This is a genomic window from Variovorax sp. VaC1 (assembly GCF_043658315.1).
Taxonomy (GTDB): Bacteria; Pseudomonadota; Gammaproteobacteria; order Burkholderiales; family Burkholderiaceae_C; genus Variovorax.
In genome coordinates, this window is sequence record NZ_JBIGLT010000004.1 from 485,786 (window position 1) to 510,653 (window position 24,868).

Annotated in this window: 24 protein-coding genes and 2 riboswitches; of the genes, 14 read left to right on the plus strand and 10 right to left on the minus strand. The window is 68.3% G+C overall.

The features are described 5' to 3' along the window. Nucleotide 1: 1 nt before the first annotated feature. Both ACGLHS_RS19095 and ACGLHS_RS19100 read left to right on the plus strand, forming a co-directional pair. A complete protein-coding gene (locus ACGLHS_RS19095; RefSeq protein ID WP_394482212.1) occupies nucleotides 2–379 on the plus strand; it encodes a GtrA family protein in 378 nt (125 codons plus the stop codon). Next, the gene (locus tag ACGLHS_RS19100; protein ID WP_394482214.1) at nucleotides 376–1,410 is read left to right on the plus strand and encodes a glycosyltransferase family 2 protein; all 1,035 of its coding nucleotides are present in this window, start codon (nucleotides 376–378) and stop codon (nucleotides 1,408–1,410) included. Before ACGLHS_RS19095 ends, ACGLHS_RS19100 begins: the two co-directional genes overlap by 4 nt. Before the next feature lie 9 nt (nucleotides 1,411–1,419). On the opposite strand, the gene rfbC is transcribed toward ACGLHS_RS19100, so the two are convergent. The 4 genes from rfbC to rfbB are packed head-to-tail and all read right to left on the minus strand — an operon-like array spanning nucleotide 1,420 to nucleotide 4,853. Beyond that, nucleotides 1,420–1,968 (minus strand): dTDP-4-dehydrorhamnose 3,5-epimerase, encoded by a 549-nt coding sequence (gene rfbC, locus ACGLHS_RS19105; RefSeq protein WP_394482216.1) that lies wholly within the window; start codon nucleotides 1,966–1,968, stop codon nucleotides 1,420–1,422. Next, a complete protein-coding gene (gene rfbA / locus ACGLHS_RS19110) occupies nucleotides 1,965–2,861 on the minus strand; it encodes a glucose-1-phosphate thymidylyltransferase RfbA (RefSeq protein ID WP_394482219.1) in 897 nt (298 codons plus the stop codon). The genes rfbC and rfbA overlap by 4 nt, the downstream gene beginning before the upstream one ends. 34 nt (nucleotides 2,862–2,895) lie before the next feature. Next, nucleotides 2,896–3,786 carry a dTDP-4-dehydrorhamnose reductase gene (gene rfbD, locus ACGLHS_RS19115; protein WP_394482221.1) on the minus strand — a complete coding sequence of 297 codons (891 nt, stop codon included), beginning with the start codon at nucleotides 3,784–3,786 and terminating at the stop codon, nucleotides 2,896–2,898. Beyond that, nucleotides 3,783–4,853, minus strand: coding sequence for a dTDP-glucose 4,6-dehydratase (rfbB, locus tag ACGLHS_RS19120; RefSeq protein WP_394482223.1), 1,071 nt, complete (start codon nucleotides 4,851–4,853; stop codon nucleotides 3,783–3,785). The genes rfbD and rfbB overlap by 4 nt, the downstream gene beginning before the upstream one ends. A gap of 116 nt (nucleotides 4,854–4,969) precedes the next feature. Further along, a riboswitch (glycine riboswitch) is annotated at nucleotides 4,970–5,070 on the plus strand. 4 nt (nucleotides 5,071–5,074) lie between these two features. After that, nucleotides 5,075–5,192: riboswitch (glycine riboswitch) on the plus strand. 91 nt (nucleotides 5,193–5,283) lie between these two features. On the opposite strand from rfbB, the gene ACGLHS_RS19125 reads away from it, so the two are divergent. Continuing rightward, on the plus strand, nucleotides 5,284–6,591 hold the full coding sequence (locus ACGLHS_RS19125; RefSeq protein WP_394482225.1) for a D-amino acid dehydrogenase: 1,308 nt from the start codon (nucleotides 5,284–5,286) through the stop codon (nucleotides 6,589–6,591). Nucleotides 6,592–6,610: 19 nt separating this feature from the next. On the opposite strand, the gene ACGLHS_RS19130 is transcribed toward ACGLHS_RS19125, so the two are convergent. The 4 genes from ACGLHS_RS19130 to ACGLHS_RS19145 form a co-directional block, all read right to left on the minus strand. Then, complete coding sequence (locus ACGLHS_RS19130) at nucleotides 6,611–8,017, minus strand: RtcB family protein (RefSeq protein ID WP_394482227.1); 1,407 nt, start codon at nucleotides 8,015–8,017, stop codon at nucleotides 6,611–6,613. A 210-nt stretch (nucleotides 8,018–8,227) separates the two neighbouring features. Continuing rightward, nucleotides 8,228–9,508, minus strand: coding sequence for an FIST C-terminal domain-containing protein (locus tag ACGLHS_RS19135; RefSeq protein WP_394482230.1), 1,281 nt, complete (start codon nucleotides 9,506–9,508; stop codon nucleotides 8,228–8,230). A 45-nt stretch (nucleotides 9,509–9,553) separates the two neighbouring features. Next, nucleotides 9,554–10,315 carry a PhaM family polyhydroxyalkanoate granule multifunctional regulatory protein gene (locus tag ACGLHS_RS19140; protein WP_394482232.1) on the minus strand — a complete coding sequence of 254 codons (762 nt, stop codon included), beginning with the start codon at nucleotides 10,313–10,315 and terminating at the stop codon, nucleotides 9,554–9,556. Between the two features lie 197 nt (nucleotides 10,316–10,512). Next, nucleotides 10,513–11,961: a PLP-dependent aminotransferase family protein gene (locus ACGLHS_RS19145; RefSeq protein ID WP_093244029.1), complete on the minus strand. Its 1,449-nt coding sequence runs from the start codon at nucleotides 11,959–11,961 to the stop codon at nucleotides 10,513–10,515. 111 nt (nucleotides 11,962–12,072) lie between these two features. On the opposite strand from ACGLHS_RS19145, the gene ACGLHS_RS19150 reads away from it, so the two are divergent. The 11 genes from ACGLHS_RS19150 (at nucleotide 12,073) to ACGLHS_RS19200 (ending at nucleotide 20,979) form a co-directional block, all read left to right on the plus strand. After that, nucleotides 12,073–12,672, plus strand: a complete 600-nt coding sequence (locus tag ACGLHS_RS19150) for a LysE family translocator (protein WP_394482234.1) — start codon at nucleotides 12,073–12,075, stop codon at nucleotides 12,670–12,672. After that, a complete protein-coding gene (locus ACGLHS_RS19155; protein ID WP_394482236.1) occupies nucleotides 12,669–13,649 on the plus strand; it encodes a DMT family transporter in 981 nt (326 codons plus the stop codon). The genes ACGLHS_RS19150 and ACGLHS_RS19155 overlap by 4 nt, the downstream gene beginning before the upstream one ends. After that, entirely contained in the window at nucleotides 13,649–14,056 is a 408-nt protein-coding gene (locus ACGLHS_RS19160; RefSeq protein ID WP_394482238.1) for a VOC family protein, read from the plus strand. Before ACGLHS_RS19155 ends, ACGLHS_RS19160 begins: the two co-directional genes overlap by 1 nt. 67 nt (nucleotides 14,057–14,123) lie before the next feature. Continuing rightward, on the plus strand, nucleotides 14,124–15,326 hold the full coding sequence (locus ACGLHS_RS19165; protein ID WP_394482240.1) for a PLP-dependent aminotransferase family protein: 1,203 nt from the start codon (nucleotides 14,124–14,126) through the stop codon (nucleotides 15,324–15,326). Nucleotides 15,327–15,405: 79 nt separating this feature from the next. Beyond that, nucleotides 15,406–16,044: a LysE family translocator gene (locus ACGLHS_RS19170; protein WP_394482242.1), complete on the plus strand. Its 639-nt coding sequence runs from the start codon at nucleotides 15,406–15,408 to the stop codon at nucleotides 16,042–16,044. Nucleotides 16,045–16,057: 13 nt separating this feature from the next. Continuing rightward, the gene (locus ACGLHS_RS19175; RefSeq protein WP_394482244.1) at nucleotides 16,058–16,891 is read left to right on the plus strand and encodes a PhzF family phenazine biosynthesis protein; all 834 of its coding nucleotides are present in this window, start codon (nucleotides 16,058–16,060) and stop codon (nucleotides 16,889–16,891) included. Between the two features lie 56 nt (nucleotides 16,892–16,947). Next, entirely contained in the window at nucleotides 16,948–17,589 is a 642-nt protein-coding gene (locus ACGLHS_RS19180) for a glutathione S-transferase family protein (RefSeq protein WP_394482247.1), read from the plus strand. A gap of 132 nt (nucleotides 17,590–17,721) precedes the next feature. Continuing rightward, nucleotides 17,722–18,645 carry a PhzF family phenazine biosynthesis protein gene (locus ACGLHS_RS19185; RefSeq protein WP_176801194.1) on the plus strand — a complete coding sequence of 308 codons (924 nt, stop codon included), beginning with the start codon at nucleotides 17,722–17,724 and terminating at the stop codon, nucleotides 18,643–18,645. A gap of 13 nt (nucleotides 18,646–18,658) precedes the next feature. Continuing rightward, nucleotides 18,659–19,351 (plus strand): VOC family protein, encoded by a 693-nt coding sequence (locus ACGLHS_RS19190; protein ID WP_394482249.1) that lies wholly within the window; start codon nucleotides 18,659–18,661, stop codon nucleotides 19,349–19,351. Nucleotides 19,352–19,353: 2 nt separating this feature from the next. After that, nucleotides 19,354–19,986, plus strand: coding sequence for a LysE family translocator (locus ACGLHS_RS19195; RefSeq protein ID WP_093244000.1), 633 nt, complete (start codon nucleotides 19,354–19,356; stop codon nucleotides 19,984–19,986). Nucleotides 19,987–20,007: 21 nt separating this feature from the next. Beyond that, entirely contained in the window at nucleotides 20,008–20,979 is a 972-nt protein-coding gene (locus tag ACGLHS_RS19200) for a threonine dehydratase (RefSeq protein ID WP_394482252.1), read from the plus strand. Here the strand turns inward: ACGLHS_RS19200 and ACGLHS_RS19205 are convergent. Next, complete coding sequence (locus tag ACGLHS_RS19205; RefSeq protein ID WP_394482254.1) at nucleotides 20,976–22,598, minus strand: phospholipase D family protein; 1,623 nt, start codon at nucleotides 22,596–22,598, stop codon at nucleotides 20,976–20,978. The two genes, ACGLHS_RS19200 and ACGLHS_RS19205, sit on opposite strands and share 4 nt — an antisense overlap. Before the next feature lie 32 nt (nucleotides 22,599–22,630). Next, nucleotides 22,631–24,859: a molybdopterin cofactor-binding domain-containing protein gene (locus ACGLHS_RS19210; protein WP_394482256.1), complete on the minus strand. Its 2,229-nt coding sequence runs from the start codon at nucleotides 24,857–24,859 to the stop codon at nucleotides 22,631–22,633. Nucleotides 24,860–24,868: the final 9 nt, after the last annotated feature.

Genomic DNA, 24,868 nt, shown 5'->3' on the forward strand with positions numbered 1-24,868 from the left:
CATGCGGCAACTCTTCCTCTTCGGCGTGGTCGGCGTGACGCAGCTCGTTGCCGACACGTTGATCTTCTACCTGCTGCTCAAGCTGTCGCTCACACCGTGGATCGCGAACTCGCTCTCCAGGTTTCTCGCGCTGACGCTCGGGTTTGCATTGAACGGTGCCATCACCTTCAGGCAGCCCGACAACACCGCATCGACCTCGAAGAAGAGCTTCGTGCGCCTGCTGATCCTGTGGTGCGTGCTGACCCTGGTGAGCTCGGGACTGGTCACTTTGGCAAGCCACCATGTCTCGGACCATCGCCTGCTCGCGGCCAAGCTGCTGGTCGAGCTGGTGCTGGCGTTCGTCTCGTTCCTCATTTCAAAGACCTGGGTCTACCGATGACGCCAACACCCGACACCCCCACCTCGCGCGCCATCGCAGTCGTCATCCCGTGCTACCGGTCGGGCGAACTGGCGCTCGACGTCATACGGCGCGTCGGCCCGGAGGTTGGCTGGATCTTCGTCGTCGACGACTGCTGCCCAGTCCAGACCGGCCAGACAGTGTCGAAGCACAGCACCGACCCACGGGTCAGCGTGCTTTTCCACAGGGAGAACCAGGGCGTGGGCGGCGCCGTGATCACCGGCTACGTCGCGGCGATGAAGACGGGTGCCTCGGTCGTCGTCAAGATCGACGGCGACGGGCAGATGGCACCGGAACGCATTCCACAGCTTTGCAGCCCGATCCTTTCGGGACAGGCGGACTACGTGAAAGGCAACCGCTTCCACATCGCGGGCGGCGTCGCTGCGATGCCGCCGCTTCGCCTCATCGGGAACGTCGCGCTCTCGTTCATCACCAAGGCGTCCAGCGGCTACTGGCAGCTGTTCGATCCGACCAACGGATACACCGCGATCCACACCCGTGTGCTTGCCGAACTGGACACGGAAAAGATCGCGAAGCGCTACTTCTTCGAGTCCGACATGCTGTTCCGGCTGAACCTGCTGCGGGCAGTGGTTTCCGAGATGCCGATGAAGGCGGCCTACGACGGCGAACCATCAAGCCTGAGCCCAATGAAGGTGATCGCCCCCTTCCTCAAGGGCAACACGCGCAACTTCTTCAAGCGCGTGCTCTACCGCTATTTCGTCTCGGACTTCTCGCTCGCCTCGCTGGAGCTGTTGTGTGCGATACCGCTGCTGGCGTTCGGCATCCTCTATGGTGCAGAGCATCTGCTCTCGAACCGCATCAGCGGCGGCATGGCCTCGGCCGGGACGGTGATGGCATCGGCCTTGCCGATCATCTTGGGGTTTCAGCTGCTGCTGTCGTGGCTCAACTACGACGTGTCGAGCCAGCCCACGCAGGCATTGCACCCGCAGCTGCCGCCGCTGATGGACGACGCACGGCAGCAAGGGGAGCAGCGCCCGCAAGCGCCACTCTGACCAGATCGATCAGTCGAACAGCGAGGCATTCGCCAGCAGCGAGGCCGCGGCGTCCTTGCCCGACAACTGCGGCTCGACGCCGGTCGCGGGCCATTCGATGGCCAGCTGCGGGTCGTTCCAGACAATGGCGCGCTCGTGGGCGGGCGCGTAGTAGTCGGTGGTCTTGTAGAGAAACTCCGCAGTCTCGCTCAGCACCAGGAAGCCGTGCGCAAACCCGGCAGGCACCCAGAGCTGCTTGTGGTTGTCTTCGCTCAGCTCGACACCCACCCACTGGCCAAAAGTCGGCGACGACTTGCGGATGTCGACGGCCACGTCGAACACCGCACCGCGCACCACCCGCACGAGCTTTCCCTGCGGTTGCTGGATCTGGTAGTGCAGCCCACGCAGCACGCCCTTGGCAGAGCGCGAATGGTTGTCCTGGACGAAATCGACATGCTTGCCGATCGCTTCGTCGAATGCTTTCTGATTGAAGCTCTCGAAGAAAAAGCCGCGCGCGTCGCCGAACACCTTGGGTTCGATCACGAGCACTTCGGGGATCGCGGTGGGCGTGGCCTTCATGAACGCACCTCGTCGCTCAGCAGGTGCTTCAAGTATTTGCCGTAGCCACTCTTCTCGAGCGGTGCGGCAAGCTTTTCGAGCTGCTCGGTCGAGATGAAGCCGTTGCGCCACGCGATTTCTTCGGGGCATGCGATCTTCAGGCCCTGCCGATGCTCCAGCGTGGCGATGAACTGCCCCGCTTCCAGCAGGCTGTCGTGCGTGCCGGTGTCCAGCCACGCATAGCCGCGCTGCATGATCTGCACGTTGAGCTGATCGCGGTCGAGGTACGCCTGATTGACCGCGGTGATCTCGAGCTCGCCGCGCGCGCTCGGCTTCACAGCCTTGGCGATGTCGACGACCTGGTTGTCGTAGAAGTAGAGGCCCGTGACCGCATAGCTGCTCTTTGGCTTGAGCGGCTTTTCCTCGATGCTGCTCGCCCTCCCCTTGGCATCGAAGGCCACCACGCCGTAGCGCTCGGGATCATGCACGTGGTAGGCGAACACCGTTGCACCCGAGGTCTTGGCGTCCGCATCGGCCAGCAGGTGGGCAAAGTCGTGGCCATAGAAGATGTTGTCGCCCAGTACCAGCGCACTCGGGTCATTGCCCACAAACTTGTCGCCGATGATGAATGCCTGCGCCAACCCATCCGGACTCGGCTGCACCGCGTACTGCAGGTTGATGCCCCACTGGCTGCCGTCGCCCAGCAGTTGCTGGAAGCGCGGCGTGTCCTGCGGCGTGCTGATGATCAGGATGTCGCGCATGCCGCCGAGCATCAGCGTGCTGAGCGGGTAGTAGATCATCGGCTTGTCGTACACCGGCAGCAACTGCTTGCTGAGCGCCAGCGTCGCAGGATGTAGACGGGTGCCCGAGCCACCGGCGAGGATGATGCCTTTGCGTTGCGTCGTCTTGGTCATGGATGTTCGTGTCTCTTGGCTTGCTCTGAGGATCTCAGAAGGTTTCGCGCAACATGCGAGCGACGCCGGACTGCCAGTCGGGCAGCACGAGGCCGAAGGTCGATTGCAGCTTGGAGGTGTCGAGGCGCGAGTTGTGCGGCCGCTTGGCCGGCGTCGGGAATGCGGTGGTGGGCACGGGCTCGACCGCTTCGGGGCTTGCCTTGAGTTCCACGCCTGCCGCCTTCGCCTGCTCGATCACGAAGCGCGCATAGCCGTGCCATGTGGTGATACCACCGGCCACCGCGTGATAGAGCCCGGACTTGGACGGGTCCTGCAGCGTCGCCCGAATGGCATGTGCCGTCACGTCGGCCAGCAGTTCCGCGCCCGTGGGCGCGCCGAACTGATCATCGATGACGGTCAGCTTGTCGCGCTCCTTCGCCAGCCGCAACATGGTCTTGGCAAAGTTGCCACCGCGCGCCGCATACACCCAGCTGGTGCGAAAGATCAGGTGCTTCGCACAGTGCTTGGCCACCAGTTGCTCGCCTTCAAGCTTGGTCTGGCCGTACACGCTGAGCGGCCCGGTTGCGTCGTCTTCCTTCCAGGGCTTGCTGCCACTGCCATCGAAGACGTAGTCGGTGGAGTAGTGAACCATCAGCGCGCCGATCTGCTGCGCGGCCTCGGCCACGACGCCCGGCGACGTGGCGTTCAGCTTGCGCGCGAACTCGGGCTCGCTTTCGGCCTTGTCGACGGCGGTATGCGCCGCTGCATTGACAACCACGTCAGGACGCACCTTGAGCACCGTTTCGGCCAGTTGCTCGGGACGGCTGAAGTCGGCGTTGAAATCCGTGCTGTCGAAATCAAGAGCAACCAGCTCACCCAGGGGCGCCAGGCTGCGCTGCAGCTCCCAACCGACCTGACCACCCTTGCCCAGCAGCAGCAACTTCATGCCGCAGCCTTCGTGTCGTACTGCTTCTCGACCCACTCGCGGTACGCGCCGCTTTGCACGTTGCGCACCCACTCACCGTTCGCGAGGTACCACTCGACGGTCTTGCGAATGCCGCTGTCGAAGGTTTCGGCTGGCTTCCAGCCCAACTCGGCCTCGAGCTTGCGCGCATCGATGGCATAGCGGCGATCGTGCCCCGGGCGATCGGTCACGTAGGTGATCTGCTCCTTGTATGGCTTGCCGTCGGCCTTGGGACGCAGTTCGTCGAGCAGCGCGCAAACGGTGTTGACGATCTCGATGTTGGGCTTCTCGTTCCAGCCGCCCACGTTGTAGGTCTCGCCGAGCTTGCCTGCTTCGAGCACGCGGCGGATGGCGCTGCAGTGGTCCTTCACGTAGAGCCAGTCGCGCACCTGCATGCCGTCGCCGTACACGGGCAGCGCCTTGCCGGCCAGCGCGTTGACGATCATCAGCGGGATCAGCTTCTCGGGGAAGTGGAACGGGCCGTAGTTGTTCGAGCAGTTGGTGGTCAGCACCGGCAGGCCATAGGTGTGGTGCCAGGCGCGCACGAGGTGGTCGCTGGCAGCCTTGCTGGCCGAATACGGGCTGTTGGGCTCGTACTTGTTCTCTTCGGTGAAGGCCGGGTCGGTCTTGGAGAGCGAGCCGTAGACCTCGTCGGTCGAGACGTGCAGGAAGCGGAAGGCAGCCTTCTGGTCGGCCGGCAGCGCGCTCCAGAAACCACGCACGGATTCGAGCAGGCGGAAGGTGCCGAGGACGTTGGTCTGCACGAAGTCTTCCGGGCCGTGGATCGAGCGGTCGACGTGGGACTCGGCGGCGAAGTTCACCACGGCGCGCGGCTTGTGCTCTGCCAGCAGGCGGTCGAGCAGCGCGCTGTCGCCGATGTCGCCCTGCACGAAGATGTGCTTCGGGTTGCCCTTGAGCGACGCCAACGTTTCCAGGTTGCCCGCGTAGGTCAGTTTGTCGAGGTTCACGACCGGCTCGTCGCTGTTCGCGATCCAGTCGAGTACGAAATTGGCGCCAATGAAGCCGGCGCCGCCGGTAACCAGGATCATGGAGTCCCCTGTTGTTGTGGAACGATTGCCCTTCGGCAGATCAACGGGCGATTATCCCATTGGCCAGAGGGGGCCAAGTCGCAGGTTTGGCGTCCACGCAAGCCCCGCCTACAATCGCGCCCAATGCAGGAGAGCGGGCCACCCAGGTGGCCCTACCGAAGGCGCAAACTCCCATAAACGCTCAGGTCGGTCCGAACAAGGGATCTGTACTGCACCAACTGATACAGCCGTCTGGAGAGCCACCACCCCACGAAACATGGCGGTGGTGCACCGAAGGAGCAAACCCGCTGCGGGTGCAGCAGGGTGAATCTCTCAGGTACCGAGGACAGGGGGAGCGGCAACTTGGACGGCGGCCGCCCGGTTGCTTGCTATTGAAAAAATAGCAAACCACGCCCGCCATTCAAGCGCTGCAACCTCAAAGGTACTTGAAATGCGCGTGATCGTTCTTGGCGCCGGCCTGCTCGGCGTGACTTCGGCTTACTACCTCCAGCAACTCGGCCACGAAGTGACCGTCATCGACCGGCAGGCCACGCCCGCCGCCGAAACCAGCTTCGCCAACGGCGGGCAGATCTCTGTCAGCCATGCCGAACCCTGGGCCAACCCGAGCGCACCGCTCAAGGTGCTGCAATGGCTGGGCAAGGAAGACGCGCCGCTGCTGTTCCGCATCCGCGCCGACATGCGCCAGTGGCTCTGGGGCCTGCAGTTCCTGCGCGAATGCACGCCGGCGCGCACAAAACACAACATCGAGCAGATCGTTCGCCTGGGCACCTACAGCCGCGACACGTTGCAGCAGTTACGCCGCGATACCGGCCTGAACTACGACCAGCGCACCCAGGGCATCCTGCATTTCTATACGACGCAGAAAGAATTCGACGGTGCCCTCAAGCCCGCCGAGCAGATGCGCGCCCTGGGCTGCGAACGCCTCGTGATCTCCGCCGACGAAGCCGTGAAGATCGAGCCCGCCCTCGCCCACATCCGCCCGAAGCTGGCCGGCGCCACCTATACGGCCGAAGACGAATCGGGTGACGCCAACCGCTTTGCGCGCGAACTCGTGGGCCTGGCCGCCGCGGCCGGCGTCAAGTTCCTCATGAGCCACACGGTCACCGCCCTGCGCGAAGCCGGCGGCAGCATCGACCACGTCGAAGCCACCGACGCCGAAGGCCGCTTCCAGCGCATCCGCGGCGACGCCTTCGTGCTCGCGATGGGTTCGCTGAGCCCGCTGTATGCCGCGCCGCTGGGCATCCGCCTGCCGATCTACCCGGCCAAGGGCTACTCGGTGACGCTGCCCGTGAAGGACGCCTCCAAGGCCCACCAGGTCTCGCTGACCGACGACGAATTCAAGCTCGTGTTCTCGCGCTACACCTCAGAGTCGGGCGACCGCCTGCGCATCGCCGGCACGGCCGAGCTCAACGGCTACGACCGCGACCTGAACCGCGTGCGCTGCGAAGCCATCGTGCGGCGCGTCGAAGAGCTGTTCCCCGGCGCCGGCGACACCACGCAGGCCCAGTTCTGGACCGGCCTGCGCCCCGCCACGCCGAGCAACGTGCCGTTGATCGGCAAGACCAAACTGCCGAACCTGTACCTGAACACCGGCCACGGCACGCTCGGCTGGACGCACGCCTGCGGCTCGGGCAAGTCGATCGCGCGGATCGTGAGCGGGCTGGTGCCCGAGGTCGATTTCGCGTTCACCGGCATGCCCGCACCCCAGCCGCGCATTTCGCAGCCCGCGATGGGCTGATCCGCCATCGAGCCCCAGGTCACGCCTTGAACGTGACCCAGGGCTTGAGCCGCACGGCGCAGCGGATCAGCCCCGCGCGCTCCTGTGCATCGATCACGGCGCCGATGGGCTTGTAGGCCTGCGGCGCCTCTTCGATCCGGCGCTCCTCGCGCAAGGTGACGCATTGCCAATCGGCGCTCTCGTCGCCGGGCGTTGGCCGCATCGCGCGCACCTCCTGCCGCCGCATGCGCCGCCCGGCGCCATGGCTGCACGACCACAGCCAGTCGTCATGGCCCAGCCCGGTCGCGAGATACGAGTGATCGCCCATCGAACCAGGAATCAGCGCGAGGTCCCCCTCGTGCGCCGGCGTCGCGCCCTTGCGGTGGATGTTCATGCCGTGCTCGCGCAGCACCACGTTGTGCGGCATGTCGACCACGAGCCTCGACGCGGTGGCACCGAGCAGTTCCGCAAAGTCCTTGCGCACCAGCTCGGCCAGCACAACACGGTTGGCCCACGCATAGCGTGCCGCCACGCCCATCGCCTCCAGGTACTCCTGCGCCAACGGTCCCGTCAGGCCGTACAGGCCGCTCTTCGGATGGCGCAGGCCCTTGGGCCATTCGTTGCGGGCGCGATCCATCCATCGGCCGCCGACATGAAAGCCGATGTCGCGCGAGCCGCTGTGGATCATCACGACCACCTCGCCCGCCTTCAAACCCGCACGGTAGGCCGCGTGCCGGTCCATCACCTGGTCAACCACCTGGAGCTCGACGAAATGATTGCCGCTGCCCGGCGTGCCCAGGCACGGGTCGCGGAACACTTCATGCCGCGCACCGGTGTAGGCCTCGGGCGCATGCTGGGCGCTGCCGCCGAAGCTCGCCAGGCCAATGCAAGCGTCGATCTCGGCCTGCATCCGCTCGCGGTCGCACGAAGACCACAGGCCATCGCTTCGCACAGCCTCCAGGAACGCCGATGGCCCCACGTCGAACAACGCCTTGAACGCCGTCGTGTGCACCGGCACATCGCGCCCGTTGTCGAGCAGGCTGCGCGTGAGCCGCTCGATCAGCCGCGTCTTGTGCGGCGCCACCTGGTCCAGCGTGAGGCCGGTGGTCAGCAGCCGCATGCCGCAGTTGATGTCGGTGCCCACCGCAGCGGGAATGACGAAGTCGGCGTCGGTCGCCACGACGCTGCCGACCGGCGCGACCGAGCCCGGATGAAAGTCCGGCGTCGCGCAGGCCTTGCACACGCCCTGCGCGCCGTCGGGCGAGCGCACGCTGGCAAAGGCCAGCAACTGGTTGACCGCCTTTTCTTCCAGCGGAAGGCTGGGCGGCAGGAGCACCGTGGCCTGCGAAGCCTCGTTGTGCAGGTGATAGACGCCGTCGCGGTAATCGACGGCAATGCCCGCGCGCGAAAAGGCACGCTGGAGCCTGGAGAAATGAGGGTTGCTCATGGCTGCTGTTCCATTGCGGAAACCGTGTCGGTTTCCTGCCCCGGACCACATCGCGTGGCGAGGCGAAAGAGATCGACCGCGCGCTTTTTCAGAACACGCGGTTGGCTCTTTCTTGCAGCAGCAGAGATTCAAGAAAGCGGGCGGATTTTAGCGACGCTTGCCGCCGTCCGAAACCCGCCCGTCGTTTTTTTGCCCGTCGAAGGCGCCAGGTCAGTCGGGCGCCGTAAACACCGTCAGCACACCCGTATACCCATACAGATGGTGCCGGGCGATCTCGCCCGCCGCGAAGAAGCCGACCAGCGGCACGTCGCCGAGTGCGTGGCGCACGATCTGCAACTCGGCGCCGGGTGCGCCGAAGTGCGGCCCGCCGCGCCCGGAGCAGCTCACGTACACCGCCCCCGCGATGCGTCGCGCCGGATGCGGCGCCGCTTCGGCCTCGCCCGCTGCGACCGCGCGCGCGGTCGCCAGCGTCTGCTCTTCCGGCTCCAGCTCCTCGCGGATTTCCGCGCAGATGCGCATCAGGTCGGCGCGCGCGGCCTGCGCATTCCGGCGGCAGAAAGTCAGCCGCATGCCGGCTTCGGCGTTGTCGGCAATCGCGATGCCGCGCCGCGTGGGGTCCAGGCCGATGATGTGGCGCACCAGCACGTCGGCCCCCAGGTCGCCGGTGCGGCGAATGCCGTCGCTGCCCGCGTCGGCCAGGCCGACCAGCGTGCTGCGCACCGCGTCGATGGCCTCCTGTGGCCGGTCGAGCGACACCTGCAGGTCGGCCAGCAGCACGTCGAGCGCGGGCTCGCCATCGAGCTTGAGCAGCAGATTGCCGTCAGCCTCGGTGATTTCGCGTTCGCGCACGGCGCCCGAGCGCAGCGGCTGGCAGCCCTGCGTGACACGCGACACCAGCCGCACGCCCTCGCCGAACACCACCCCCGACAGGCCGCCCGAGAACACACCACCCGCCGCGCCATGGCCGCGGATGTTGCCGTTGCCGCCGACCGCGAACTGCAGCGCGCTGCCGCGGCCCGACGAGAGCCCGCCGAACAGGTAGCCGGTGTCGGTGCGGCCCGCCATCTCGGCGATCAGCTCCGACAGGTCGGGCGTGGCCGGGTCGGCGTGCACGAGCGCGGTGTGCGCCTCGAAACCGCTCATTTCGGAATTGCCCAGCGGCGCCACGCCCGAGAACACCCGGTACTGGTCGCTCGGCAAGGCGCAGAGCATCAGGCTCATGCCGGGTTCGTCGAAATACTCGGCGTTGTTGGCCGACACCCCGATGCCGACCGTGCCCGACCAGTCGGTCACCTCGGGCAGCTCGGCGCTCAGGTGGTCGAGGATTTCCTGCGCATCGCTCGCATAGTGATCGGTGATGTAGAGCAGCCCGAGCGTCGGCGACGGCGCGTAGTCGGGCAGCGCCATCTGCGCGCGCAACTGGGCCAGCACGAGGCCGGCCGCCATGCGCCATTGCGGATGGGTGGCATGACCGGAGGGAAACAACTTCATGATGCGTGCCGACCCGTTCTCTTCAAAAAATATAGGTGTATGACGTCAGCGCCGGCTGGAGGTTCGCTTGCGCGCGGCCGTCGACGTCTTCTTTTTGGCGGCGACCGGCGCCGCCGCTTTCTTCGCAGCCGCGGCTGGCCTGCGGGCCGCCGCTGCCGGCTTGCCCATCACCTTGCCGACCGCGTCAGCCAGCGGCTGGGCCATGGCCGGCACCTTGAGCTGGGCCGCGTCCTGCAGCGCCGAGCTGGCGATCTGCTGGAACTGTTCGGTAAGCGAGCCCCACCACTGCATCGGATCGACCACACCGGCGCCATCGGCAGCGGCAGCCGCCTTGGCCGCTGGCCTGCTGCGCGGCTTTTTCGGCGCTGGCGCTTCCTCGGGTTCGGCGTGGTCCTCAGCCTCGACCTCGGCCGGTTCAGGCTCTGGTGCTGCCGCAGCCGTCGCGGCCGCAGCAGCCGCAGGTGCCATCGCGGCCGCCTGCTTGGTGAACGCACTAGCGATGTCTTCCATCCGCACGTTCATGCCGCGCAGGGTCGACAGCGTCATCTTCTGCACTTCGAGCGCCTGGATCGTGGCCTTGAGCGCATGGCCGTTCTGTTCGAGCCAGTACTGGACGGTCTTCAGTTCCTGGATGCGCTTGTCGACCTCTTCCACGCTCAGCGTGGGCGCGACCCAGCTTGCAAGGCTCGGAATACCGGGCACCGAGCCGGTCCCGGCACCTGCCGCCGCGCCGCCGGCGAGGTTCTTCAGGAAGTCGAATCCGGGAACGAACTGGCTGAAGTCGAAGGGTTGATTGGCTTTGCTCATGCGGGAGGTCTCCTGGCTGGGTTTTCTTGTGTTGCCAGCTTACTCCAAGCCCCTGGCCATTGACCTCCACGCGCCGCCTTTTGGCAACGGCCCCATCCCTTGGCGAAACACCACGGAACCGGCTCTGCCGGGCCGTCGGTGTTGCCCCCGGCAGGGGGCTGGAGAAGCAACACGAAGTGCGCGAAGCCTGGGGCGAGTCAGAGCTCGCTGCGAACCTTGCTGAAAACCTTCCAGAACGTGGCGTCCTGCGAAGTCGCGAAGTTGATCCGCATCATGGTGCTCGGCGGCCGCCGCGCATGGAACAGCGAGCCCGGTGCCAGCAGGTAGCCCTGGTCGAGCATGCGCTGGGTCAGCGCGTCCGTGTCGACGCCGGTGTCGACCCAGCCGAACAGCCCCGCCGGCTCCGATGCGAAGGTGCAGCCATGTGACATCGCCAGCTTCACCGCCCGCCCCCGCGCCCCGTCGAGCCGGATGCGCACGCGCTCCGAATGCCGGCGCAGCTGCCCCTGGTCGATGCACCACGACAAGGCCCGCTCGAACAGCGTGGGCGAGGTCAGCGTGGCCAGCAGCTTGGTCTCGAGCAGCCGCTCCTTCAGCGCGGGCGGCGCGGCCAGGAAGCCGATGCGCCAGTTGGGCGCCAGGATCTTCGCGAAGCCGCTCACGTAGATCGTGCGCTGCAACCCGTCGAGCGCACTCAGCCGCGTGGCGTGCTCGGGCGCGAGGTGGCTGTAGGTGTCGTCCTCGACGATATGGAAGTCGTGCTCGTTGGCCAGCTTCAGCACGCGGTGCGCGCTGCCGGGCGTCAGGCTGTAGCCGGTCGGGTTGTGCAGCACGCTCACGCTCACGAACAGCTTGGGGCTATGCAGCTTGCAGTACTGCGCCATCACTTCCAGGTCGGGCCCGTCGGCGCGGCGCGGCACCGGCAGGATGCGCATGCCCAACGCCTCGAGCCGCGCGAATTCGAGCGCCCATCCCGGCTCTTCGACCATCACCGGATCGCCCGCGCGCAGCAACGTGCGGCTCACGATGTCCAGCGCGTGCGTGGCGCCGATGGTGGTGACGATCTGGTCGGGCGTGGCCGGCACGTTGATGCCTACCAGCTTTTGCGACAGGCTGCGGCGCAGGCTGATGTCGCCGGACGGCTCCCCGTACTGGAGCGACAGCTCCTGCAGCGCCGCTGTACTGGTCATGCGCCGCACGGCCGTCGGCATGAAGGTCGATGCCATCCAGTCCGGCGGAAAAACGCCCATGCCCGGCTGCGGCTTGTCGCTCGGGCGGTGGAACATGCTGCGGATCAGCGAGCTGGCGTCGGCCGGTACACGCGAGGCCATCATCTGCACCGCCAGCGCCGCCGGCATAGCGCTCACGCCGTTGGCATCCGCGCCGTGGCCGGAAGGGCGGCCGTCCTGTGCCGGCGCGGAGTCCCGCACGTAAAAGCCGCGCTGCCGGCGGGCCTCGACCAGCCCCTGCGCCAACAACTGGTCATATGCCGCGACCACCGTGTAGGGGCTCACGCCCTGCTGCCGCGCGCACTCGCGCACCGAGGGCAGGCGGGCCCCGGGCGGCAGCAGGCGGGTGCGGATGCGCTCGGCCAGCCGGTCGGCCAGTTGCCCGGTCAGCGACTGTGTGGAGGTGCGTGTCAGCATGCGGCTCGGGGGAGAAAAGGCGCTGTGTCGAAAGAATGACCAATACAGATGCCGTGATTGTTCGACCATCTGTACCGGAACTGTAATGGTCGCAAGTTTAGAGTGTGTGTCATGAACTGGCAAGAATTCACCGCGCTGCTGGTGCTGGCCACGGCGATGAGTTTTTCGCCCGGGCCCAACACCACGCTGTCCACCGCCCTCGCGGCCAATGGCGGCCTGCCGCGCGCCATGCGCTTCGTGGTCGCGGTGCCGATCGGCTGGACCTTGCTGCTGGTGCTGTGCGCCGCCGGCCTTGGCGCGCTGGTGGTGGCGGTGCCGTCGCTGCGCCTGGCCATCAAGGCCGTGGGCATCGGCTACCTGCTGTGGCTGGCCTACAAGCTCAGCGGCAGCGCCACGCTGGGGCGCGCCGACGGCGCCAAGCTCAGCGTCGGCTTCGGCCAGGGCGTGATGCTGCAGTTCGTCAACATCAAGGCCTGGCTGCTGGCGCTCACGCTGGTGGCCGGCTGGATCGCGGGCCAGTCCGACGCGCTCGGCCGCTTCGCCATCGTGGCGCCCGTCATGCTGTTCTATGCCTTCGTCAGCAACTTCACCTATGCGCTGGTCGGCGCGCTGCTGCGCGAATGGCTGGCCAAGGGCGCGCGGCTGCTGTGGTTCAACCGCGCAATGGGCCTGGTGCTGGTGCTCACCGCCTGGTGGATGGTGAGCGTATGAAGCTCGACATCAAGGACGAAACGCTGGGCATGTGGCTCGGCGTTCTCGGGGTGGCCATGTTCGCCATCACCCTGCCGATGACGCGGCTGGCCACCGGCACGCAGGCCGCGCCGCAGCTGTCGCCGTGGTTCGTCACGCTCGGGCGCGCGGCGCTGGCGGGCCTGCTGTCGGCCATCTTCCTGTTGATCACGCGCTCGCCGCGGCCTGCATCGCACCAGTGGAGGCCACTCGGCATCGCGGTGCTGGGCAACGTCATCGGCTTTCCGCTGCTGCTGGGCTACGCGCTGCGCGTGGTCACGGCCAGCCATGCGGCGGTGGTGACGGCGCTGCTGCCGCTGGTCACGGCCGCCGTGGCGGCCTGGGTGCTGCACCAGCGCGCGCGGCTGGGTTTCTGGCTCTGCGCCATCGCGGGCAGCCTGCTGGTGGTGGTGTTCTCGGTGCTGCGCGCCAGCCAGAGCGGACACGGCTTCGGCTTCGAATGGGCCGACCTGCTGCTGGTGGGCGCGGTCATCGCCGCGTCCTTCGGCTACATCTACGGCGCGCAGGTCACGCCGTCGCTGGGCGCCGAGCGCGTGATCTGCTGGGTCTGCGTGATGGCGCTGCCCGTCACGCTGCCGGCCACGCTGGCGATGTGGCCAACGCAGCCCATCGCCACGTCGTCCTGGCTGGGCTTCGTCTACGTCGGCATGTTCTCGATGTGGATCGGCTTCTTCGCCTGGTACCGCGGCCTGGCGCTCGGCGGCGCGCTGCGCGTGAGCCAGACGCAGCTGCTGCAGCCCTTCCTTTCGATCCTCGTGTCCATTCCGCTGCTGGGCGAGCCGCTCGACGTGGTGACGCTGGGCTTTGCGATCGCCGTGGTGGGCACGGTGCTCATCGGCAAGAAGCTGTCGCAGCCGCAGGCCGCGCCTGCACCCGGCGCATCCGCAGCATCCACCGCCGCGCCGCGCGCCGGCGTCGTCGGCCAGGGAAGAAGCTGATGTTCAGCCACATCACCGTCGGCTGCACCGACCTTCCCCGCGCCGCCGCCTTCTACGACGCGCTGCTCGCGCCGCTCGGCCTGAAGCGCCGCGCCGTCACGCCCGACGGCGGCCCCGAGGCGGCCTGCTGGGTCGCGCCGGCGCAGGCGCTGCCGCGTTTCTATGTGTACATCCCGCTGGACGGCGAACCCGCCAGCGTCGGCAACGGCAGCATGGTCGCGTTCAGCGCGCCGGCGCCGCATGCCGTCGATGCCGCCCACGAGGCGGCCCTGCGCCACGGCGGACGCGACGAAGGCGCGCCTGGCCCACGCCCACGCTACGGCCAGGGCTATTACGGCGCCTACCTTCGCGACCCGGACGGCAACAAAATCCATGTTGTGTACCGTGGCGACCTCCCGCCGGACTGAAAAACCCCGGCCAGCCCCGATCCGACTCTTTTTTGAATCTCACCTCACCGACTGAAAGAAGAAAACCATGAACTGGAAACTCGCCGCCCGCGCCGCCAAGATGAACCCCTCGGTGCTGCGTGAAATCCTCAAGGTCACCGAGCGCCCCGGCATCATCAGCCTGGCCGGCGGCCTGCCCTCGCCCAAGACCTTCCCGATCCAGGCCTTTGCCGATGCCTGCGCCGACGTGCTGCACAACGACGGCCAGGCCGCCCTGCAGTACGCCGCCAGCGAAGGCTACGCGCCGCTGCGCCAGGCCGTGGCCGACATGCTGCCGTGGGACGTCGACGCCTCGCAGGTGCTGATCACCACCGGCTCGCAGCAGGGCCTGGACCTCGTGGCCAAGGTGCTGATCGATCCGGGCAGCAAGGTGCTGGTCGAAACGCCCACCTACCTTGGCGCGCTGCAGGCCTTCGGCCCGATGGAACCCAACCCCGTGGGCGTGGCAAGCGACGACGAAGGCGTGATCGTCGACGACCTCGTGGCCAAGGCCAAGGACGCGCGCTTCGTCTACCTGCTGCCCAACTTCCAGAACCCGACCGGTCGCACCATGACCGAGGAGCGCCGCGCCGCCGTGTCGGCCGCTGCCGCAGCCGCCAACCTGCCGATCGTCGAAGACAACCCGTATGGCGAGCTCTGGTTCGACGAAGCCCCGCCGCTGCCGCTGGCCGCGCGCAACCCCGAAGGCGTGATCTACCTGGGTTCGTTCTCGAAGGTGCTGGCACCCGGCCTGCGCCTGGGCTTCCTGGTGGCGCCGAAGTCGATCTACCCCAAGCTGCTGCAGGCCAAGCAGGCCGTCGACCTGCACACGCCGATCTTCACGCAGCGCATGGTGTCGGCCGTCATGAAGGACAAGTTCCTCGACCGCCACGTGCCCACCATCCGCGCGCTCTACAGGCGCCAGCGCGACGCGATGATCGCCGCGCTCAAGCGCGAGATGGCGGGCCTGGACGTGAAGTTCAACGCGCCCAAGGGCGGCATGTTCCTGTGGGCACGCCTGCCCGAGGGCATCGACACCGTGACGCTGCTACCCAAGGCCGTCGAGCGCAACGTGGCCTTCGTGCCCGGCGCGCCGTTCTACGCGGGCCAGGGCGATCCGCGCACGCTGCGCCTGTCCTTCGTGACGGCCAGCGTCGAAGAGATCGACGTGGCCATCGCCGCGCTGGCGCAGACGCTGCGCGAAGAACTGGCGCTGCTGGGCGGCAAGCAACTCGCGGCCGCGCAGGCTTAGGCCCCCTCCACCGCCCCTGGCCATGACGACCGTCACGGCCAGGGCGGCCCGACAACAGACCCGGACCAGGATCATCCTCATGATCGGACTCGCAACCCTCTCGCTCTTCCTGCTCGCGGTGCTGGCGCTGTTCCTCTCGCCGGGCCCGAACATGGCTTTCGTGATGTCGCATGGCGTGGCCCACGGCCCGCGCGGCGGCTTCGCGGCGGCCGTCGGCATCACGGCCGCCGACCTGGTGCACACGCTGTTCGCCGCCACCGGCGTGACCGCGCTGATCGCCGCATGGCCGCCCTCGTTCGACGTGCTGCGCTATGCGGGCGCGCTGTACCTGGTCTGGCTCGCGGTGCAGGCGCTGCGCAGCGGCAATGTCCTTCGCACGGGTGCGCAGGCAGAGGCCGCCGGCTTTGGCCGCATCGTGCGCATGGCGCTGCTGAACAATCTCGTCAATCCGAAGGCGCTGCTGTTCTTCATGGTCTTCCTGCCGCAGTTCGTCGATCCGGCGCGCGGCAGCGTGCCGCTGCAACTGGTGCAGCTCGGCGTGGTGCTGTCGATGGCCGCATTGGCCTTCAACACGCTGCTTGGCGCCTGCAGTGGCCAGGTCGGCCGCTGGCTGGAACGCCGCCCCGGCGCCGCCAGGCTGCAAAGCAACCTGCTCGCCGTCGTGATGCTCGGACTGGCCGTGCGCCTGCTTTTCCTCGACCGACCCACGCCCCGCTGAAGGCGAACACCCCATGAACGTTCTGAAGATCGCAGCCTTCTCGGATGGCGAGACGGGCGGCAACCCTGCCGGCGTCGTCATTGGCGATGCATTGCCGCCTGAAGCCCGGATGCAACGCATCGCGGCAGAGGTCGGCTTCTCTGAAACCGCCTTCGCCGCACCCATCGGCAACGGCTGGCGCGTGCGCTACTTCTCGCCGCAATCCGAAGTGCCGTTCTGCGGCCACGCCACCATTGCGCTGGGCGCCGCACTCGCACTGCAACGCGGCGACGGCGTGTTCGCACTGACGCTCAACCAGGCGCAGATCACCGTGGAAGGCCGGCGCGATGGCGATGTGATCGCGGCCGCGCTGCAGTCACCGCCCACGCACAGCGCGCCCGCGGCGCCCGAACTGGTCTCCGACGCACTCGCCCTGTTCGGCTATGCGCCAGGCGATCTCGATCCCCGCATTCCACCGGCCGTGGCCCATGCCGGCGCGAACCACCTGGTGCTGGCGCTCCGGAGCCGCAAGGCGCTGTCCGCCATGCACTACGCGCTGGAGGCCGGCCGCGCGCTGATGCAGCGCGCGGAGTTGACGACCATCGTGCTGGTCCATGCCGAAAGCCCGCAGCGCTTTCACACGCGCAACCCCTTCGCCTCCGGCGGCGTCTATGAAGACCCGGCCACCGGCGCCGCGACGGCCGCGCTCGCCGGCTACCTGCGCGACATCGCGTGGCCCCACGGCGGCGCCATCGACGTGGTGCAGGGCGAAGACATGGGCATGCTGTCGCGCCTGCACGCCGACATTCCGCCCACGCCGGGCAGCTCGATCCGCGTGTCGGGCACGGCGCGCGTCATGGCCGCCTGAGCCCCCGTTGAACCGAACGAACAAACAAAGAAACAAGCAAGGAAAGAACCTCATCCATGCTCAACATCTGGGGCCGCATCAGCTCGATCAACGTCCGCAAGGTGGTGTGGTGCGCGCAGGAACTCGGGCTCGATTTCCAGCGCACCGAGGCCGGCGGCAAGTTCGGCGTGGTGCAGACGCCTGAATACCTCGCGCTCAATCCGAATGCGATGGTGCCCACCATCGACGACGGCGAAGGCGCCGGGCACGTGACGCTCTGGGAGTCGAACGTGATCGTGCGCTACCTCTGCGCCCGGCACTCGCATGGCGAGTTCTATCCGGCCGAGCTGCCCGCGCGCTTCGACGCCGAGCGCTGGATGGATTGGCAGCAGACCACGCTGAACCGCGCCAGCCGCGATGCTTTCGTGCAATGGGTGCGCACGCCGCCGTCGGAGCGCCAGCCCGCGCTCATCGATGCCTCGGTGCGTCAGAGCGAAGCGCTGTTCGCGATGCTCGATGCCCACCTCGCGCAGCGCCCCTACATGGCCGGCGAGCGCTTCACCATGGCCGACATTCCCGTCGGCTGCGAAGCCCACCGCTGGTTCGGCCTGCCGGCCGCCGAGTACCACCGGCCGAGCTGGCCGAATGTCGAGCGCTGGTACGCCGATCTGCTTTCCCGCCCGGGCGCACGCGGTGTGCTCGACCTGGGACTGGAATGACCCCCAGTCTTCGCGCACTTCGTGTCGCTTCGCCAACCCCCTTGCAGGGGGCGACACCAGTGGCCCGGCAAAGCCGGTTCCACGGTGTCCCCCTGACTGACATTGCCCATTGACCTGACCCGTTTGAATTCGATGAAATCCCGCCCCTTCCAGCAAGTCGACGTCTTCACCGCCACGGCCTACCGAGGCAACCCGCTTGCCGTGGTGGTCGACGGCACCGACCTCGACGATGCCGCGATGCAGCGCTTTGCGCAGTGGACCAACCTGTCCGAAACCACCTTCCTGCTGCCGCCCACGGCACCGACCGCCGACTACCGCGTGCGCATCTTCACGCCCGGCGGCGAGCTGCCCTTTGCCGGCCATCCGACCATCGGCAGCTGCCATGCCTGGCTGCGCGCCGGCGGCAAGCCCAAGGCGGCCGGCCTGGTGGTGCAGGAATGCGGCGCGGGCCTCGTGCCGCTGCGGCGCGAAGGCGAACGGCTGGCCTTTGCCGCGCCGCCGCTCAAGCGCAGCGCACCGAGCCCCGCGCTGCTGGCCAAGGTGGCCGGCGCGCTGGGCCTGAAGGCGCAGCAGATCATCGCGGCGCAGGTGCTCGACAACGGCCCGGTCTGGTTCGGCCTGCTGGTCAATGACGCAGACGCGGTGCTGCAGTTGCAGCCCGACCACCGCACGCTCCGCGAACTGGGTGTGAAGGCTGGCGTGGCCGGCGTGCCCACGGCGCTCGACACCTCGCCGCTGATCGGCCGCTCGAACCGCGAGGCGCGCGCCTTCGGCAACCGCCGTGCCGCCGAGTACAACGACGGCGCGAAGATCGACCTCGAAGTGCGCGCCTTCGCCGAGCCGGTCGGCGTGCAGGAAGACCCGGTCACCGGCAGCCTCAACGCCAGCCTGGCCGAATGGCTGATCGCCGACGGCCACATGCCCGAGCGCTACCTGGCCGCGCAAGGCCAGTGCCTGGGCCGCGCCGGCCGCGTGTACATCGAGCGCGACGCCGAAGGAAAGATCTGGGTCGGCGGCGACGCCGTGACCTGCATCGACGGCACCGTCACGCTATAGCCCGCACCGCGCCATGCACGCCCGCATCGACCACCTCGTGATCGCCGCCGCCTCGCTCGCCGAAGGCGTGGCGTGGTGCGAAGCCACGCTCGGCGTCGTGCCGGGGCCGGGCGGCTCGCATCCGCTGATGGGCACGCACAACCGGCTGCTGAACATCGCGAGCGACGCCTTTCCGGCCACCTACATGGAGCTCATCGCGATCGAGCCCGGCAAGCGGCCCTCGCGCCCGGGCACGCGCCGCTGGTTCGATCTCGACGATGGCGCGCTGCAAGCGGGCCTGGCACAACGCGGCCCGCGCCTGATCCACTTCGTCGCGCGCGTGCCCGATGCGCATGCCGCGTTGCACGCGCTCGCGCACGACGAGCACGCGCACATCGACCGCGGCCCCTTGCTCGAAGCCTCGCGCGACACGCCGGCCGGCCGGCTCGAATGGCAGATCAGCGTGCGCGACGACGGCCAGCGGCTCTTCTACGGCGCGCTGCCCACGCTGATCCAGTGGGGCCCGGTGCACCCGACCGACACGCTGCCGGACGTGGGCCTTGCGATGCGCGCGCTGCGTGCCGCGCATCCGCGCGCGGCCGACCTCTCGGCGGCGCTGTCGACCATCGGCATGACCGACATGGCGGTCACCGCCGGCCCGCCCAACCTCGTGGCCGTGCTCGACACGCCACTCGGCCCTGTCACCCTCGAATCCCAAGGACTCTGACCATGTTGAGCCTCACAGAAATCGCCTGGTTCGCCCTCGCCTCGCTGCTGCTCGCGCTCACGCCGGGGCCCAACATGATCTATTGCGTTTCGCGCACGCTGATCCAGGGCCGCCGCGCCGGCTTGATCTCGCTGGGTGGCGTGCTGATGGCCTTCCTGGTGCACCTGCTCGCGGCGGCGCTCGGCCTCACCGCGTTGCTGCTGGCCGTGCCGATCGCGTTCGACGCCATCCGCCTTGCCGGCGCGGCCTACCTGCTGTGGCTCGCATGGCAGGCCGTCAAGCCCGGCGGCAATGCGCCCTTCGAGGCCCGCGTGCTGCCGGCCGATCCGCCGGCCAAGCTGTTCCGCATGGGCTTTCTCACGAACCTGCTGAACCCGAAGGTGGCGATGTTCTACCTCTCGTTCTTTCCGCAGTTCATCCACCCCGAGCGCGGCTCGGTGCTGCTGCAGAGCCTGCAGCTGGGCATCGCGCAGATGACCACCAGCGCGGCGGTCAACACGGTGATGATCGTCGGTGCCGCGAGCATCACCGCCGTGCTGTCGCAAAGCGCGGGCTGGCTGCGCGCGCAGCGCTACGTGATGGGCAGCGTGCTGGCCGCACTGGCCGTGCGCGTGGCGCTGACCGAACGCAAGTAACTCCCCCGACCAAGGACGCCCGTGAGATTCACCCGTGAAGAGATCGAAGCCGCGCAGCGCACCGTGCACGCGGCCATGCCACCCACGCCGCAATACGCATGGCCGCTGCTCGCGCAGCGCCTGGGCGCCAAGGTCTGGGCCAAGCACGAGAACCACACGCCGGCCGGCGCCTTCAAGATCCGCGGCGGCCTGACCTACTTCGAGACCGTCGCGCGCGAGCAGCCCCAGGTGCGCCACGTGATCAGCGCCACGCGCGGCAACCATGGCCAGTCGGTCGGCTTCGCGGCGCGGCGCCACGGGCTGGCCGCCACCATCGTGGTGCCGCACGGCAACTCGCTCGAAAAGAATGCCGCGATGCGCGCGCTGGGCGTCACGCTGATCGAGCATGGCGACGACTTCCAGGCCGCCGCCGAACACGCGGCCGTGCTGGCCGAGCGCGATGCGCTGCACCGCGTGCCTTCGTTTCACCGCGAGCTGGTGCGGGGCGTGTCGACCGCGTATGTGGAGTTCTTCAGCGCACTGCAAGACACGCCGCCCGACGTGCTTTTCGTGTCCATCGGCCTGGGCTCCGGCTTTGCCGCCGCGGCCGCCGCGCGCGCGCATTGCGGCGCAAAGACAAAGCTCATCGGCGTGGTGTCCGCGCATGCCACGGCGTACCGCGATTCCTTCCGCGCGCGCAAGCCCGTCGAATCGCCGGTGACGACGCGGCTGGCCGACGGCATGGCGTGCCGCACGCCGGTGCCCGAATCGGTCGAAGTGATCCTGCGCGAAGCGGACGACGTCATCACCGTCACCGACGACGAGATCGCCGAAGCCATGCGCATCCTCTTCAGCGACACGCACAACGTGGCTGAAGGTGCGGGTGCTGCTGCGTTGGCTGCCGCGCTTCAGCAGCAGGAGCGTTGGCGCGGCAAGACGGTGGGCATCAGCGTAAGCGGCGGCAATGTCGATTCGGACATGTTCGCCGGCGTGCTGGGGCGCAGCGCGTCTTAAAGCATCGACTCGGGAATCACCAGCGACTGCAGATAGAGCTTGGCGCGCGTCGCCAGGTCCGCGCCGGGCTCTTCGTCGGTCTCCTTCACCGGCGGGTCGCTGTCCACGCGCCACCACTCCAGCGCGCTGTCGCTGCCCGGCTTGAGCCGGACCTGGAAGGCCGCGTGCTGCATCAGTTCGCCGAAGAAGGCGTGCGCCTCCTCGGCCAGCGCGGGGCAATCGATGCGCAGGCCGAACTCGGTGTTCAGTGCGTCCGAGCGCGGGTCCATGTTGACCGAGCCAAGGAAGAGAGTCTGGCGGTCGATCACCAGCGCCTTGGTGTGCAGCCGCACCTGAGCGCCCGCGCCGATGTTGCCGACGAACAGCGCCCGGCTCGCGTTCGGATGGATCTCGTAGATCTGCATGCCGTCCTGCAGCAGGCGGGCGCGATAACGGCGGTAGCCGGTGTGGACCACCGGCTCGTCGGTGGCCGCCAGCGAATTGGTGATGAGGGTCTGGCGGATGCCCCGCGCCGCGTTGCGGCGCATGCCCTCGAGTGCCGCCGCGCCCGGCACGAAGTACGGCGACGACGTGAGGATTTCGGATTGCGCCTGCTGCGCCGCCTCGCCCAGCAGCCGGCGGCTGGTGTCGACGAGCGCACCGCTGGGCAGGCGCCGCGTCTCCATCTGGCCCCAGGCCTTGGCCGGCGAATCGGCGAAAGCCTGCGCCGTGCCGAAGGCGAGCTTCACGCGGCCCGCCTTCAGTTCGTCGCCCAGGGTGACGCGACCCGACGGATCGGCCGTGCGAAACGGCACCGGCTCGGGTGTGTCGGGGCCATCCACCCGCGCGTCGAAATCGCGGTGGGCCGCACCGGGGTCGGCCGGCGCGTGCAGCACCGATGCCGCGATGCGCACCTGCGGCGCGTTCCAGTATTCGTCGAAGAGGCTCCCCATCTGCGGCAGCACCGCGCCCGCCACCAGCACGTCGTAGTCGAAGAAGTTGTCGTCGGCATCGCGCATGAAATACACGTCGCCGAGGTTGCGCCCGCCGGCCACGGCCAGCACGCCATCCGCCACGAACAGCTTGTTGTGCATGCGGCGATTGACGCGCGCGAAGTCGAACAGCGCAAGGCCGAAGCGCGTGGCCGTGGCGCCGCGCGTGGGGAAGGGATTGAAGATGCGCACTTCCACGTTCGGGTAGGCGCCCAGCCCTTCGAGCAGGGCGCCGATGTCTTCCGTGTAGAGGTCGTCCACGAGCAGCCGCACGCGCACGCCGCGCTGCGCCGCATTGCGCAGCTCCCGCAGCACCAGCCGGCCGGTCGCGTCGTTGTGCTGGTGGTAGTACTGCAGATCGAGCGAGCGTTGCGCGCCGCGCAGCAGCACGAGGCGCGTGTCCATGCTGGCCAGGCCCAGCATCAGCCGAAAGCCGCTGGCGCCGGGGTCGGCCCTCTCCATCGACGCGGCGGCGATGCGGTCGAGCGGCGTGGCCGGGCCCTGCACGGGCAACGAGGTGCTGGCGGTGCGTGGCCCTTCGTCGGGCAATGTCGCGCACCCGGTGAGCCACAGGACGCCGCACACCGCAACGGCCAGCAGGAGCTTGCGCGTCAGCGTGGCAATCAAGGCAGAGGCGGCGGCGTGCATGGCAAGGTGGCGGCGCGTGGCAACGCCGCCATTCAAGCATGCACCGGCAAGCCCGGCAGCAGCTTGTCGAGCGTGATCGGGTAGTTCCGCACGCGCACGCCGGTCGCGTTGTAGATCGCATTCGCCACCGCTGCGCCCGAGCCGCAGGTGCCCAGCTCGCCGATGCCCTTCGACTTGATCGGGCTCGCAAGGTCGTCGGCGTCTTGCAGGTACACGGCGTCGATGTCCGGAATGTCGGCGTGCACCGGCACCAGGTACTCGGCCATATCGTGGTTGACGAAGTAACCGTGGTGCACGTCGACCACCGCCTCTTCGGTCAGCGCCGCGCCCACGCCGAACACCATGCCGCCGATGGCCTGGCTGCGCGCGGTCTTCATGTTGAGGATGCGCCCCGCCGCGAACACGCCGAGCATGCGGCGCACGCGCGTCTCGCCGGTGTCGATGTCCACGCCCACCTCGCAGAAATGGGCGCCGAACGCAGCCTGCGCATAACGGCGGTGCAGGTCGCCGGGCTCGACGTTGCCGAGCACGCTGAGGCCTTCCACGCCGGCCAGTTCGCCGAGCCCGTGCGAGCGGCGCCCGAACGCGATGCGGCCACGCTCGAAGCGCGCCTTCTGCACGTCGAAGCCGGCGCGCTGCGCGAGCAGGCGGCACAGCTGCTGGCAGCCATCGAACACCGAGGCACCCGCGCTCGACGCACCCACCGAAGCGATCGACCCCGCGCCCATGGGAAGCGCCGTGTCGCCCAGCCGCACGCCGATGTGGTCCATCGGAATGCCGGTCATCTCGGCGGCGATCTGCGCCAGCACGGTGTAGGTGCCGGTGCCGATGTCGGTCATCGAGGTTTCGATCAGCAGCCGGCCCTGCGCATCGAGGCTCAGCTTCGCGCTCGACGGCCGCACCGTGTGGTGATGGATGGCGCTGGCCACGCCCATGCCGACCAGCCAGCGGCCATCGCGCATCTGCGCGGGCACGGGGCTTCTCTGGGCCCAGCCGAAGCGCCGCACGCCTTCGCGCAGGCACTCGATCAGCTTTCGCCCCGAGTACGGGCGCGAAGGCCCGCGCTCGGGGTCGTGTGGGCTGTCGTTGAGGATGCGCAGTTGCACCGGGTCGATGCGCAGCTTTTCCGCGAGTTCGTCGAGCGCCACCTCGAAGGCCATCTGGCCGCTGGCGGTGGCCGGCGCGCGCATCGCGGCAGCTTCGGGCAGGTCGAGCGCGGCCACGCGGTGCGCCGTCATGCGGTTCGGGGCGGCATAGAGCAGGCGCGTCTGGCGCGATGCGCCCTCGTAGTAGCTGCGGCCTGGCAGGTTGCTGGTCCAGGTCTCGTGGCCGATGGCGGTGAGCCGGCCGTCGCGCGTGGCACCGAGCCGCACGCGCTGGATGGTCGCGGCGCGGCGTGTCGTGTGGTTGAGCAACTGCTCGCGCGCCAGCGCCGTCTTCACCGGCCTTCGCAGTTCGCGCGCGGCGAAGGCCGAGAGCACCGCGTCGGCATGCGTGCGCAGCTTGGAGCCGAAGCCGCCACCGACGAAGGCCGAGACCACGCGCACCTGCTCGGCCGGCACATCGAGCATCGCGGCCACGTCGCTCGCGGCCCAGTTCGGCATCTGGTGCGAGGTGTAGAGCGTGAGCCGGTCGCCGTCCCAGCGCGCGGTGGTGGCCTGCGGCTCCATCATCGCGGGATGCTGGTCAGGCGTGGTGTAGGTCGCATCGAGCGTGACGGGCGCCGTGTCGAACGCGCCCTGGAAGTCGCCCACCGCCGTGTCGGCCGCGCTCTCGCTGCCGGCGCTGGGGTCGTCGCCGGGCTTCGGGGCACTCGCCTGCGCGGCCGCGAGGTCGAAGCGGCCCGCGCCGCGCTCGTAGTCGATGCGGATCAGGAACGCCGCCGCGCGCGCCTGCTCGAAGGTCTGCGCCACGACGAAGGCCACTGCCTGGCCGTGCTGCTGCACTTCCGGCCCCGAGAGCTGCGACACCACGTTGGCGCGCCCCTTCGGTGCCATGCGCGGCACGTTGGCGTAGGTGTAGACCAGCAACACGCCCAGCGCGCGCTGTGCTTCGGCGGTGTCGATGCGCGCAATGCGGCCCTTGCCGATGCCCGCGAGCACGATCCAGCCGTAGGCGGCATCGGGCACTTCGTCGTGGTACTCGTAGCTGTAGCGGGCCTTGCCGCTGACCTTGAGCGGCCCATCGATACGGTCCAGTGGGCGACCCAGCACGCGCTCACGGTCCAGGGCGCTCGGCCCTGTGGCTTCGGTGAATTGCATGGTGCCTGC